This window comes from Rhizobium sp. CB2179 (assembly GCF_057653455.1).
Genome location: NZ_JBYGKR010000002.1, coordinates 414,146 through 426,787 on the forward strand (window position 1 = coordinate 414,146; position 12,642 = coordinate 426,787).

Here is a 12,642-nt window from a genome sequence, read left to right on the forward strand (position 1 = left end):
CCGATATCGGCGTCGCCAACGAACCAGAAAGACGGCCGCATTTGGAGCGTCAAAGTGCGACCGAGAGGGCACTGTCGCGTCGGGGAGCCACCTCGTGCGAGTTCACCATCGCGCCCGCGAGCTGGCGGAAGGTGACAAGCCCCAATGCTTCCCCGGATGGTGAAACCACCCTGGCATCGTCGTGCGCCTCCGATGCCAGAATCCGGACGGCGTCTTCGACGGTCGTGCCTGATGCGATCGTCAATCCACCTGGGACCGCGCCGGAATGCAGGGATGTCATGATGGCATCGACCTGGATGACCCGGCCTCGATTGACCTCCTTGACGAAGTTGGCGATGTAGGCGTCTGCCGGACGCAGAACGATGTCCTGGCTGGTGCCCTGCTGGATGACTTCGCCATCGCGCAGGATCGCAATCTGGTCGCCCAGCCGAAGGGCCTCATCGAGATCATGGGTGATGAAGACGATGGTCTTCTTGATCTCCTTCTGAATGTCGAGAAGGACCGACTGCATATCGGTGCGGATCAAAGGGTCGAGCGCCGAATAGGCCTCGTCCATCAGCAGAACCGGCGCATCGTTCGAGAGGGCGCGTGCCAGCCCGACGCGCTGCTGCATGCCGCCCGACAGCTGGTTGGGATATTTGCTCTCGAAGCCCTTCAGGCCGACCCGCTCCAGCCAGCCCATGGCGACGTCAACGGCTTTCGAGCGCTCCATGCCCTGCACTTCGCGGCCGAAGATAGTGTTGTCGAGAACATTCCGGTGCGGCAGAAGCGCGAACTTCTGAAACACCATTGCCGTCTGGTGGCGCCGAAACGTCCGCAATTCGGTCTCGTTCATTTTCACCACATCGACGCCGTCGACAAGCACTTCGCCGGCGGTTGGATCGATCAGACGGTTGATGTGGCGGATGAGCGTCGATTTGCCCGAACCCGAAAGGCCCATGATGACCTGGATGCGGCCCGAGGGTATCTCGACATTGATATCTTTCAGGCCGAGCACGTGGCCGTGCTTTTCGTTGAGCTCGGTCTTCGACAATCCCTTTTGGACAGCATCGACATGAGCGCCGGGATTGGGACCGAAGATCTTGTAGAGATGGCGGATCTTGATGCCGCCGAAACGATGATCAGCCATGGACGATCTCCCGATGCTTCTGGAGCCGCTTGCCATAAGCCTGGCTGACCCGGTCGAAAATGATGGCAATGCCGACGATGGCAAGGCCGTTGAAAATACCCAGGGTGAAGTACTGGTTGGCGATTGCCTTCAGAACGGGCTGGCCAAGGCCCTGGACGCCGATCATCGAAGCGACGACGACCATGGCGAGCGCCATCATGATGGTCTGGTTGATGCCGGCCATGATGGTGGGAAGCGCCAGCGGCAGCTGGACCTTGAACAGCTTCTGCGAGCTCGACGTTCCGAACGCATCGGCTGCCTCGAGCACGTCCTTGTCGACCAGGCGGATACCGAGGTCGGTCAGCCTTATCATCGGCGGGATGGCGTAGATGACGACGGCGATCAGTCCCGGCACCTTGCCGATGCCGAGCAGCATGACGACAGGGATCAGGTAGACGAAGCTCGGCATCGTCTGCATGACGTCGAGGATCGGATTGATAACGCGCTGCAGCCGGTCGGAACGCGCCATCAATATCCCCATCGGAATGCCGATGGCGATGGAGAGCACGGTACAGACGAAGATCATCGAGACCGTCCGCATCGTATCGTCCCACATGTCGAAATAGCCGATCAACAGCAGTGTGACGAGACAGCCGAGGACGATCTTCAGGCTGCGGCTTCCAAACCATGCGATGACAAGGATGATTGCCGTAATGATCGGCCACGGCGTCTGCGTCATGAAGCGGTCGGCGGCGATCAGGAAATGCTGCAGCGGGGAGAAGAGGCTTTCGATCGCGTCGCCATAGCTGCGGGTAAATGCGCGAAAACCGTCATCGATCGCCTTCTTCAGATTGCGAAGGGCATCGTCATCCATATGCGGGAATTTATAAAACCATTCCATTCGGTTCCCCTTTTTCTTCAAAGAGCCGTGGCAGTCTTTTTGATTTTATCGGCAGCGAGAGGCGGTGCGCATCAAGCGCACCGCAGTAGTCGGCGTTAAAGAGCAGCTTCGATCTTCGTGGCTGCCTCAGGCGAGACCCACTTGGTCCACAGGTCCTTGTTTTCTTTGAGGAAGTGCTTGGCACCGTCCTCGCCGGTCGCCTGGTTGTCGGTCATCCACGCCATCAGCTTGTTGACCGTGTCGTTGCTCCAGGAGCGCTTCGTCAGGTAGTCCATGACCTCCGGCCCGGCCTTTTCCGAAAAAGGCTTTGCAACGAGGGTGACGATTTTGTCGACCGGCCATGCGTTCGGCTTCGGATCGGGGCAATCGGCGACGGTGTTGCAGCGCTTCCATTCGGCGGCGTCGTTCGGCACGCCGGCTTCGAGCTTGACCATTTCATACTTGCCGAGCAGCGCGGTCGGTGCCCAGTAATAGCCGGCCCAGCCTTCCTTGCGTTCGTAAGCCTTGGAGATCGAACCATCGAGGCCGGCAGCAGAACCGGTATCGACGAGGGTGAAGCCGGCCTTATCGGCTTCAAAGGCCTTGTAGAGCTGCGTGGTCACCACGGTGCCGCCCCAGCCCTGCGGACCGTTATAGATGGCGCCCTTCTTCGCATCCTCAGGAGCGGGGAAGAGTTCCGGATGCTTCAGCACGTCGCCGATAGTCTTGATGTCGGGATGAGCGTCGGCCAGATATTTGGGAATCCACCAGCCCTGGACGCCGCCATCGGGCAAGGGAGAGCCGACCTGGACGATCCGGCCTTCATCCGTTCCCTTCTTGACGACGTCGGGCAGCAGGTCGATCCAGGCTTCCGGCGCGATATCAGGCTGGCCCTTTTCGGCCATCGAGGTAATCGTCGGTACGGTATCGCCGACGGTGATTTCGGCATCACAGCCATAACCTTCGTTCAGGATGAACTTGTCGAGGTTGGAGAGAACCTCTGCACTCTGCCAGTTCATGCTGGCGATGGTCACCGTGCCGCATTCGGCGGCGCTGGCGAAAGACGCCCCGCCGATCAGGCCGAACGTCAGACATGTCGATGCGAGTAGTTTTTTCATTCTCGTTCCCTCTGTTTAGCGGCCGGTTTTGCTGAGCGGGGCGCCGCAGGACCCACTCCAACGGTTGTCAGGAAGCGTCTCCCATACTCACCGATTTCTTGAATGCTGCCGATAGTCCCTCCGCAACCGAAGCGTCGAACCCCGCAGCGCGCATGCCTTCGATGGCCGCCGCAGTGGTGCCGCGATAGCCAAGAAAGGTTTGAACGACATCGTCAGGAGATTCGTCTTGGCGCTCCAACAGGCGGCCGGCGCCCGTGATCACCGTGTTGACGGCGCGGCGCGCAATCTCCGCCGGCAGGCCATTAGCGACGGCGTCGCGCATCATGGCGGCGGCGAGCAGCGCCGGGAAGGCCGGTCCAGACCCGGAAAGGCCAGTGAGGTAATCGATGTCGCTTTCCCTTGCGACCTCGTCCTCAGATCCGCATGCCTGAAAAATCGCGCGGACGAGCGCCCGGTCGTCTTCGGTGACATCGCTCGCGCCAATCCACGGCGTATAGGACTTGGCGACTTCGGCAGCGGCGTTCGGCAGAGCGCGGACGACGCGACCGGTGTTGTGGCACTCGGAAAGTGCGTCCAGGCGGATGCCCGCCATGACCGAGATGACCAGCTTGCCGCCGGCATCGACATCAAGAGCACGCCAGTCATCAGGACGGACGGAAAGAACGATCACGTCCGAGCGGTCGGCAAGCGCCTGATTGTCGGTGGTCAAGAAAGAATTCGGGAAACGGCGCGGCTGCTCACTGCGATAGGAGAGGGAGAGATTTCGAGGTTCGACTAGGGCGGCATCAAGGATCGAGTCGGCGATTGCTCCGCCCAGCCAGCCGCCGCCGCCAATGATACCGATCCTCAAGGAAACGCTCATCCCGTCCTTCCCTAACCCGGCCTGTAGCCATGCCGCGAGAAGAAGCGATCGAGCTCCCTCTGTTGCGGCACTTCACCGGTGTAGATCGCGATATATTCGGGAATCCGTTTCATGCGGACGGCGAGTTCCTCCCTAGCTTGCATGGAGATATATCCGATCTGCACGAGGTAAGTTGTTCGCGCTCGGACATCCGATGTCGCTTCTGGTAGCCCGAACCGGATAAACATCAGCTTGAGGGCTTCCAGTCGAAGCTGATCGGCTTGCCGGACCTCGGCGAGGATCTCGTCGGACTGCAGCGCCCAGCTGCGCACGGCGAATTCGAACCTGGCGTCGAACAGCTCATTGTTGAGCCAGCAATCGAAGACGTTGAGCATCGCCTCGGCAAGCGATTCCGCGTAGGCTTCGGACTGCTTGATGATATTGCCGGTGTTTTTATCGCGCCACCGCGCCACGAGCCCGGCCAGCAGTTCCTCCCGGTCCTTGAAGAACCAGTAGAAGCTCGTGCGCGAGAGGTTGAGCTTCTTCGCCAGCGGCAGAATTTTCACCGAATCCACGCCGGAATCCAGCAGCGAGTGGTAAGCTGCTTCCAGCCATCCCTCCTGTGATCCGCGCCAGCCAGTGTCATTCAAAGCCTGATCCATGGATGATCTCCTATCAAATTATCAAGCGGCGCACAAGAAAAATGTACATCTGTGTCAAAAGTAACGACCCAGTTGTTTTCAATGTTGACACATATGTACATTATGCTTAGCGTCCCCTCCGATGTTTTAATCCGGAACCACGGCCCATGTCGAACGATCCCCTTCTTCAGCCCTATCAGCTCAAGCATCTGACGCTGCGCAACCGTATCATCGTGACCTCCCACGAGCCGGCCTATCCGGAAGACGGCATGCCGAAGGAGAGGTATCGCGCCTATACGGTGGAGCGGGCAAAGGGGGGCGTGGCCTTGACGATGACGGCCGGCTCGGCTGCGGTTTCGAGGGACAGCCCGCCGGTCTTCAACAACCTGCTCGCCTATAAGGACGAGATCGTACCCTGGATCAGGGAAATGACCGATGCTGTGCATGAAGAGGGTGCGGCGATCATGATCCAGCTCACCCATCTCGGCCGGCGCACGCGCTGGGACAAGGGCGACTGGCTGCCGGTCGTGGCGCCGTCGCATCATCGCGAGGCTTCCCACCGCTCCTTCCCGAAGAAGATGGAAGATTGGGACATTGAGCGCATCATCAAGGATTTCGCCGACGCTGCGGAGCGCATGAAGGCTGGCGGCATGGACGGTGTCGAACTGGAAGCCTACGGCCATCTGATCGACCAGTTCACGTCGCCGCTCACCAACGAACTCGACGGTCCCTATGGCGGCTCGCTCGATAATCGTTTGCGCTTCTGTCTCGACGTCTTCAAGGCGATCCGGCAAAGGGTGGGGAACGACTTCATTCTGGGCGTGCGCTACACCGCCGATGAATGTCTTCCAGGCGGCACCGGCAAGGGAGACGGCATCGAAATCTCCAAGCGCCTGAAGGCAAGCGGCCTCATCGATTACCTCAATGTGATCCGCGGCCACATCGATACCGATGCGGGTCTCACCGACGTGATTCCGATCCAGGGCATGGCGAATTCACCGCATCTCGATTTTGCTGGCGAAATTCGCGCCGCGACCGATTTTCCGACCTTCCATGCGGCGAAAATCCCTGACGTTGCCACCGCGCGCCACGCGATTGCCTCCGGCAAGGTCGACATGATCGGCATGACCCGCGCCCACATGACCGACCCGCACATCGTCCGCAAGATCATCGAAAAGCGGGAAGACGATATTCGTCCCTGCGTCGGCGCCAATTACTGTCTCGATCGCATCTACCAGGGCGGGGCCGCCTTCTGTATCCACAATGCCGCCACCGGCCGCGAACTGACCATGCCGCATATCGTGGCGAAGGCCGACGCCAAGAAAAAGGTCGTCATCGTCGGCGCCGGCCCGGCCGGTCTGGAAGCGGCGCGCGTCGCTGGAGAACGCGGCCACCAGGTCGTGGTTTTCGAAGCGGCGAACAATCCCGGCGGCCAGATCCGGCTCACCGCCCAGAGCGAGCGCCGCAGGGAGATGATCAGCATCATCGACTGGCGCATGAGCCAGTGCGAGAAATACGACGTCACCTTCCACTTCAACACCTGGGCGGAAGCCGATACCATCGAGGCCGAGAATGCCGATGTCGTCATCATCGCGACAGGCGGCTTGCCGCATACCGAGGTTCTCGCCAGCGGCAACGAGCTGGTGGTCTCGTCATGGGACATCATCTCCGGCGACGTGAAGCCTGGAACCAATGTGCTGATCTTCGACGACGCCGGCGACCATGCCGGCCTGCAGGCGGCAGAGTTTCTTGCCAAGGCAGGCGCAAAGGTCGAGATCATGACGCCGGACCGGTCCTTCGCGCCCGAGGTCATGGCCATGAACCTGGTGCCCTATATGCGCTCTCTGCAGAAGCATGACGTGACCTTCACCGTCACCTACCGTCTGGAAGCCGTCGAGAAGAGCGGCAACCAGCTCGTCGCCCATGTCGGCAGCGATTACGGCGGGATCGCCAGGCAGCAGAGCTTCGACCAGATCGTCGTCAATCATGGGACCATTCCGCTCGATGATCTCTATTTCGAGCTGAAACCCAGCTCGAGCAATCTCGGCGAAATGTCGCATGATCAGCTTCTTTCCGGAGAACCTCAGTCCGTCATTCGCAATCCTGATGGCAAGTTCCAGTTGTTCCGGATCGGCGATGCGGTCGCCGCACGCAACACCCATGCCGCCGTCTATGACGGGTTGCGCATCGCAAAAGATATCTGATCGCAAGCGCGGGCCGCTTGCCCGCCGATCGTCTCCGGAGGTGATGACATGAGTTCACGCAAGGAAAGCCTGCAGATTTTCCTCGATGCGGCTTTCGTGGCTTTCGACGAGTTCGCCAAGGCCCCGGAAGCCCGCCGCTCGATCCGTCAGATTTTTGCGGCGCTGGAGCGCCCGGGGGCTGCGCGCGTGGGGGAGGGAAGCCGATTGCCGGTTTGCGCTCAGCTTGATGTGGCGCTCTCGATCGATACGGCCTATCCTTCGCTGACGCGATTGATCGACGGGTTCAAAGGCATCGAGCCAAAGCTTGAATGGCGTCAGCGCACCAAGTATGACCACACGGCCAGCGACAACTTTGTTGATGAGCATGCCAATGCCATGATTATCGGCCCGGGAGGATTGGAAGAGCGGAGCGACCTGTGGATCGGTGTGACGTTGATGGCGCCTCACGTGCGCTATCCGGATCATGATCATGCGCCCGAGGAAGTCTATCTCGTGCTTTCCGAGGGAGAGTTCCAGCAGGGGGAAGGGGACTGGTTTTCGCCTGGTATCGGCGGATCCTTCTACAATGTCCCCGACATCAAGCATGCCATGAGGTCGCTCGACACGCCGCTCTTCGCCTTCTGGGCATTACTTGCCGAACGGCCAGCAGTTTGGAAATAAAGGGGGGGTGCCCATGAAAATTCTCGTGCCAGTCAAACGGGTTGTCGACTACAACGTGAAGATCCGGGTGAAGCCGGACGGCACGGGTGTCGAGCTTGCCAATGTGAAGATGTCGATGAACCCGTTCGACGAGATCTCGGTGGAAGAAGCGCTGCGGCTGAAGGAAGCCGGCAAGGCCGAGGAAGTGGTGGTCGTTTCGATCGGTCCTGTTAAGGCCGAGGAGACGCTGCGCACAGCACTTGCCATGGGCGCCGACCGGGCGATCCTGGTCGAGACCGACGATCAGATCGAGCCGCTCACTGTCGCCAAGATCTTGAAGGCTGTCGCCGATGCCGAACAGCCGGGGCTGATCATCGTTGGCAAGCAGGCGATCGACGACGACAGCAACCAGACCGGCCAGATGCTGGCAGCGCTGATGGGAACCGCCCAGGCAACGTTCGCCTCGAAGATCGAGATCGGTGATGGCAAGGCTCAGGTGACCCGTGAAGTCGATGGCGGCCTGCAGACGATCGAGATCAAGCTGCCGGCGGTGATCACATCAGATCTGCGCTTGAACGAACCGCGTTATGCCTCGTTGCCTAATATCATGAAGGCGAAGAAGAAGCCGCTCGACAAGAAGACGCCAAGCGACTTCGGCATCTCGACCACGCCGCGCCTCAAGGTGTTGAAGACCGAGGAGCCGTCGGGCCGCAAGGCCGGCGTCAAGGTCAAGTCGGTCGCCGAACTGATCGACAAGCTTAAAAACGAAGCCGGCGTGCTGTAATCAGCCTGGAACAGGAGCCATCATCATGACCATTCTTCTTCTGGCTGACCACGACAATGCCAGCCTGTCCGATCAGACCGCCAAGGCGCTGACGGCAGCATCCAAGATCGCCAAGGAACAGGCAAGCGATATCCACATTCTCGTTGCCGGCAAAGCTGCCAAGGCTGCTGCCGATGCCGCCGCCAAGCTTGCCGGCGTCTCCAAGGTGCTGCTGGCCGAAAGCGACGAACTCGCCAACAATCTGGCCGAACCGCTGGCCGATCTGATCGTCTCGCTGGCTGGCAGCTACGACACGATCCTGTCTGCGGCCACCTCGGTCGGCAAGAATGTTCTGCCGCGCGTCGCCGCTCTTCTCGACGTCGCCCAGGTCTCCGAGATCATCGAGGTGATCTCGTCAGATACCTTCAAGCGGCCGATCTATGCCGGCAACGCCATCCAGACGGTGCAGGCAAGCGATGCCAAGAAGGTGATCACCGTGCGCACCGCATCCTTCGCCTCCGCACCGGAGGGTGGTTCGGCGACCGTCGAAGCAATTCCGGCGGTTTCCGATCCGGGGCTTTCGACCTTTGTCAGGGACGCGCTGTCGGCCTCCGACCGTCCGGAACTGACCTCGGCGAAGATCATCATTTCCGGCGGCCGGGCGCTCGGCTCGGCGGAAAAGTTCAGGGAGGTCATCCTGCCGCTTGCCGACAAGCTCGGTGCTGCCGTCGGTGCAAGCCGTGCGGCCGTCGATGCCGGTTATGCGCCGAACGACTGGCAGGTCGGTCAGACCGGCAAGGTGGTGGCGCCGCAGCTCTATATCGCCTGCGGCATTTCAGGCGCCATTCAGCATCTGGCAGGGATGAAGGATTCGAAGGTGATCGTCGCCATCAACAAGGACGAGGAGGCGCCGATCTTCCAGGTCGCCGACTACGGATTGGTCGCCGATCTCTTCGATGTCTTGCCGGAATTGCAAAAGGCGCTCTAGCGGGGGAGACCGAACGTGGCGCGCGTCGTGGGACGTCCAATCAAACCTGGTGCCGACCTTCTTCTGAACGATGACGAAAAGCCGGCATACATACGGCTGCACGACATCGGGAGGGAAAGACGCTCTCGGCCGCTGCAGGAATTCCTCAATGATGTCGGCGGGCTGATGTTGTCGGCCGAGGCCCCTGCCGTCGCCAGTTTCGTCGCGGGCAAGGTCCTCCAGAAACTGCTCAAGACCGGCAAGGTGCGTCCGGAGGGCGGGCCTCTTCCCGGCGCGCCCAACGGGCTGGATGACGCCGTCGGCCATCTTGCAAAATCGGGACGGAAATACGAGGCGATCGCCGGCCAGTTCCAGAGTCTCGCCGATAAGCTGCTCTGGAGACGCGGCCGCTCCGGTCCGTTCGCAAGCCTGAATTTTGGCAATACGCACTCCCATGCAGTCTTGGTCGGTCCCGGCGGCATGGAGGAACGCGCCGATCTCAGGGTCGGCGTGATCTATATGGATCGCTATACAAGATTTCCCGATCATGTTCAGACGCAGCCCCGCGCCTTCATTCTGCTTTCGCCGGGTGAAATCCGCCTTGGCGATTCCCAGTGGTTCTCTGCCGATATCGGTACGGTCTTTGCGAATGACGCCGGCGAATCCTTCGCGATAAGATGCACAGCCCGGCCGCTGCTGGCGGTCTGGTGCCAGGTTGAGCGGGAGAGGTGATAGGCCCTTGGCGACAATGAGCCTGAGATGAATGAAAAGCGCGAAGGCGAGAGCATGATATCTCGGCTGTGACGCAGCAGCAAATCGGTGAGAAGCCGGCCCCTTCGAATATGTAAGCATCAGAATTCAATTTAAGAGGAAGGATATCAAAATGGACGTTCGCGCCGCCGTTGCCGTTCAGGCAGGAAAACCGCTCGAAGTGATGACCGTGCAACTGGAAGGGCCGCGGGCCGGCGAAGTGCTGGTGGAGGTCAAGGCGACCGGCATCTGCCACACCGATGATTTCACTTTGTCGGGCGCCGATCCGGAAGGCCTCTTCCCGGCGATCCTCGGCCATGAAGGCGCCGGCATCGTCGTCGATGTCGGTCCAGGCGTCACCTCGGTAAAGAAGGGCGACCATGTCATTCCGCTCTACACGCCGGAATGCCGCGAGTGCTATTCCTGCACCTCGCGCAAGACCAATCTCTGCACCTCGATTCGATCAACCCAGGGCCAGGGCGTGATGCCGGACGGCACCTCGCGCTTCTCGATCGGCAAGGACAAGATCCACCACTATATGGGCTGCTCGACCTTTTCGAACTTCACCGTGCTGCCGGAGATCGCCCTTGCCAAGGTCAATCCCGACGCGCCGTTCGACAAGATCTGCTACATCGGCTGCGGTGTCACCACCGGCATCGGTGCGGTCATCAACACCGCCAAGGTGGAGATGGGCGCGACGGCGATCGTCTTCGGCCTCGGCGGCATTGGCCTCAACGTGCTGCAGGGTCTGCGTCTTGCCGGTGCTGACATGATCATCGGCGTCGATATCAACCCTGACCGCAAGGCATGGGGCGAAAAGTTCGGCATGACCCACTTCGTCAATCCAAAGGAGGTCGGCGACGACATCGTGCCCTATCTCGTCAACCTGACCAAGCGCCACGGCGACCTGATCGGCGGGGCCGACTACACCTTCGACTGCACCGGCAACACCAAGGTGATGCGTCAGGCGCTGGAAGCCTCGCACCGCGGCTGGGGCAAGTCGATTATCATCGGCGTTGCCGGCGCCGGCCAGGAAATCTCCACCCGTCCGTTCCAGCTGGTCACCGGCCGCAACTGGATGGGCACCGCCTTCGGCGGCGCGCGCGGGCGCACCGATGTGCCGAAGATCGTCGACTGGTACATGCAGGGCAAGATCCAGATCGATCCGATGATCACCCACACCATGCCGCTCGAAGACATCAACAAGGGTTTCGAGCTGATGCACAAGGGCGAAAGCATCCGCGGCGTGGTCGTGTACTGAGCCATGAAGACGATCTCGACCGAAAATTGTCATGGCGGCACCCAGGGCGTTTACCTCCACCGCTCGGACGCCTGCGACTGCGACATGACCTTTGCGGTCTTCCTGCCGCCGCAGGCCAAAGCACGCAAGCTGCCGGTTCTATGGTACCTTTCCGGTCTGACCTGCACCCATGCGAACGTCATGGAAAAGGGAGAGTATCGGCGTCTTGCCGCAGAACTCGGCATGATCATTGTCTGCCCCGATACCAGTCCGCGGGGCGATGCCGTCCCGGACGAACCTGGCAATTGGCAGTTCGGCAAGGGTGCCGGCTTCTATCTCGACGCCACCGAGCCGCCATTCGCACAGAACTATCGGATGTACAGCTACGTCGTCGATGAATTGCCCAAGCTTATCGCGGCCGAGTTTCCGGTCGACATGGACCGACAGGGCATCTTCGGTCACTCGATGGGCGGACACGGCGCGATCACGATTGCGCTCAAGAACCCCGGACGCTTCGGCAGCTGCTCGGCTTTTGCGCCGATCAGCCATCCCTCGGTCTCCGGCTGGTCAAAGCCGGCATTCCAGAAATACCTCGGATCGGATGAGACGGCCTGGCGGGCATATGATGCCTGCTCGCTGATCGAAGACGGGCACCGGTTCCCGGAATTCCTCGTCGATCAGGGCACGGCGGATAGCTTCCTGGAGGATGGATTGCGCCCCGAAGAGCTCAGGCAAGCCTGCGAGACGGCTGGCATCAGCCTGCGGCTTCGCATGCAGGAAGGCTACGGCCACTCCTACTTCTTCATTTCGACATTCATGGAAGACCATCTGCGCTGGCACGCGCGGAGATTGGGAGACTGATTGCAGAGCTTGGCCGGGCATATCGCAAACGGCCCAGAAGGGGAGGAGAAACCCATGACCAGCATAGCCATACATCCGGCAGTGGATTCAGGCTTTCGGGCGACTGACGCAGCTTTCGCAGGCGGGACGCTCGTCTGCAAGTGCGCCAGCAACCCCGTGAAGGTCAGGATCAAGAGCGACATCGCCCATAATCATGCCTGCGGCTGCACGAAGTGCTGGAAGCCCGAGGGCTTTGTCTTTTCAGTGGTGGCAGTTGCGCCGACCGAAAGCGTCGAAGTTCAGGAGAATGGCGACAAGCTCGCCGTCGTCGATTCCACCGCCTTGATCCAGCGCCACGCCTGCAAGGAATGCGGCGTGCATATGTATGGGCCGGTCGTGCGCGAACATCCGTTCCAGGGATTGTCGTTCGTCCATCCGGAACGTTTTCAGGAAAGTGGCTGGACGAAGCCGGGCTTTGCGGCCTTCGTGTCGTCGATCATCGAAAGCGGCTTCGACCCCGCGAAGATGGATGCCGTCAGGGCGCAGTTGAGGACGTCCGGCCTCGAGCCTTACGATTGCCTAAACCCTGGCCTGATGGACTACATCGCAACCTGGATGGCCAAGAAGAGCGGCGTCCTGGCTGCGTGATTG

General features: G+C 60.5%; 13 protein-coding genes. 8 read left to right on the forward strand and 5 right to left on the reverse strand.

Going from position 1 to position 12,642, the window contains the following annotated elements:
- Positions 1-49: 49 nt before the first annotated feature.
- The 5 genes from AC244Q_RS26025 to AC244Q_RS26045 form a co-directional block, all read right to left on the reverse strand.
- A complete protein-coding gene (locus AC244Q_RS26025) occupies positions 50-1,129 on the reverse strand; it encodes a quaternary amine ABC transporter ATP-binding protein (RefSeq protein ID WP_128406588.1) in 1,080 nt (359 codons plus the stop codon).
- Entirely contained in the window at positions 1,122-2,009 is an 888-nt protein-coding gene (locus AC244Q_RS26030; RefSeq protein WP_012755274.1) for an ABC transporter permease, read from the reverse strand. Before AC244Q_RS26030 ends, AC244Q_RS26025 begins: the two co-directional genes overlap by 8 nt.
- A gap of 95 nt (positions 2,010-2,104) precedes the next feature.
- A complete protein-coding gene (locus tag AC244Q_RS26035; protein WP_017996001.1) occupies positions 2,105-3,106 on the reverse strand; it encodes an ABC transporter substrate-binding protein in 1,002 nt (333 codons plus the stop codon).
- Between the two features lie 67 nt (positions 3,107-3,173).
- Positions 3,174-3,968, reverse strand: coding sequence for a pyrroline-5-carboxylate reductase family protein (locus tag AC244Q_RS26040; RefSeq protein ID WP_128406587.1), 795 nt, complete (start codon positions 3,966-3,968; stop codon positions 3,174-3,176).
- 11 nt (positions 3,969-3,979) lie between these two features.
- On the reverse strand, positions 3,980-4,609 hold the full coding sequence (locus tag AC244Q_RS26045; protein WP_128406586.1) for a TetR/AcrR family transcriptional regulator: 630 nt from the start codon (positions 4,607-4,609) through the stop codon (positions 3,980-3,982).
- A gap of 146 nt (positions 4,610-4,755) precedes the next feature.
- Between AC244Q_RS26045 and AC244Q_RS26050 the strand changes: the two genes are divergently transcribed.
- From AC244Q_RS26050 to gfa, 8 genes are all read left to right on the forward strand, one after another.
- Positions 4,756-6,792 carry an NADH:flavin oxidoreductase gene (locus AC244Q_RS26050; RefSeq protein WP_128406585.1) on the forward strand — a complete coding sequence of 679 codons (2,037 nt, stop codon included), beginning with the start codon at positions 4,756-4,758 and terminating at the stop codon, positions 6,790-6,792.
- Between the two features lie 48 nt (positions 6,793-6,840).
- Positions 6,841-7,452 (forward strand): dimethylsulfoniopropionate lyase, encoded by a 612-nt coding sequence (locus tag AC244Q_RS26055; protein ID WP_128406584.1) that lies wholly within the window; start codon positions 6,841-6,843, stop codon positions 7,450-7,452.
- Positions 7,453-7,465: 13 nt separating this feature from the next.
- Complete coding sequence (locus tag AC244Q_RS26060; RefSeq protein WP_017995996.1) at positions 7,466-8,215, forward strand: electron transfer flavoprotein subunit beta/FixA family protein; 750 nt, start codon at positions 7,466-7,468, stop codon at positions 8,213-8,215.
- A gap of 25 nt (positions 8,216-8,240) precedes the next feature.
- Entirely contained in the window at positions 8,241-9,182 is a 942-nt protein-coding gene (locus tag AC244Q_RS26065; protein WP_128406463.1) for an electron transfer flavoprotein subunit alpha/FixB family protein, read from the forward strand.
- A 15-nt stretch (positions 9,183-9,197) separates the two neighbouring features.
- A complete protein-coding gene (locus tag AC244Q_RS26070; RefSeq protein WP_128406462.1) occupies positions 9,198-9,893 on the forward strand; it encodes a dimethylsulfonioproprionate lyase family protein in 696 nt (231 codons plus the stop codon).
- Between the two features lie 151 nt (positions 9,894-10,044).
- Positions 10,045-11,172, forward strand: coding sequence for an S-(hydroxymethyl)glutathione dehydrogenase/class III alcohol dehydrogenase (locus AC244Q_RS26075; RefSeq protein WP_017995993.1), 1,128 nt, complete (start codon positions 10,045-10,047; stop codon positions 11,170-11,172).
- A 3-nt stretch (positions 11,173-11,175) separates the two neighbouring features.
- Positions 11,176-12,012 (forward strand): S-formylglutathione hydrolase, encoded by an 837-nt coding sequence (fghA, locus tag AC244Q_RS26080; protein ID WP_128406461.1) that lies wholly within the window; start codon positions 11,176-11,178, stop codon positions 12,010-12,012.
- 54 nt (positions 12,013-12,066) lie between these two features.
- Positions 12,067-12,639 (forward strand): S-(hydroxymethyl)glutathione synthase, encoded by a 573-nt coding sequence (gene gfa, locus AC244Q_RS26085; protein ID WP_003562213.1) that lies wholly within the window; start codon positions 12,067-12,069, stop codon positions 12,637-12,639.
- Positions 12,640-12,642: the final 3 nt, after the last annotated feature.

What these genes read in the sequence shown, in the direction of transcription:
- AC244Q_RS26025 (WP_128406588.1), bottom strand. Translation starts at nt 1,129, where the DNA reads ATGGCTGATCATCGTTTCGGCGGCATCAAGATCCGCCATCTCTACAAG.
- AC244Q_RS26030 (WP_012755274.1), bottom strand. Translation starts at nt 2,009, where the DNA reads ATGGAATGGTTTTATAAATTCCCGCATATGGATGACGATGCCCTTCGC.
- AC244Q_RS26035 (WP_017996001.1), bottom strand. Translation starts at nt 3,106, where the DNA reads ATGAAAAAACTACTCGCATCGACATGTCTGACGTTCGGCCTGATCGGC.
- AC244Q_RS26040 (WP_128406587.1), bottom strand. Translation starts at nt 3,968, where the DNA reads ATGAGCGTTTCCTTGAGGATCGGTATCATTGGCGGCGGCGGCTGGCTG.
- AC244Q_RS26045 (WP_128406586.1), bottom strand. Translation starts at nt 4,609, where the DNA reads ATGGATCAGGCTTTGAATGACACTGGCTGGCGCGGATCACAGGAGGGA.
- AC244Q_RS26050 (WP_128406585.1), top strand. Translation starts at nt 4,756, where the DNA reads ATGTCGAACGATCCCCTTCTTCAGCCCTATCAGCTCAAGCATCTGACG.
- AC244Q_RS26055 (WP_128406584.1), top strand. Translation starts at nt 6,841, where the DNA reads ATGAGTTCACGCAAGGAAAGCCTGCAGATTTTCCTCGATGCGGCTTTC.
- AC244Q_RS26060 (WP_017995996.1), top strand. Translation starts at nt 7,466, where the DNA reads ATGAAAATTCTCGTGCCAGTCAAACGGGTTGTCGACTACAACGTGAAG.
- AC244Q_RS26065 (WP_128406463.1), top strand. Translation starts at nt 8,241, where the DNA reads ATGACCATTCTTCTTCTGGCTGACCACGACAATGCCAGCCTGTCCGAT.
- AC244Q_RS26075 (WP_017995993.1), top strand. Translation starts at nt 10,045, where the DNA reads ATGGACGTTCGCGCCGCCGTTGCCGTTCAGGCAGGAAAACCGCTCGAA.
- fghA (WP_128406461.1), top strand. Translation starts at nt 11,176, where the DNA reads ATGAAGACGATCTCGACCGAAAATTGTCATGGCGGCACCCAGGGCGTT.
- gfa (WP_003562213.1), top strand. Translation starts at nt 12,067, where the DNA reads ATGACCAGCATAGCCATACATCCGGCAGTGGATTCAGGCTTTCGGGCG.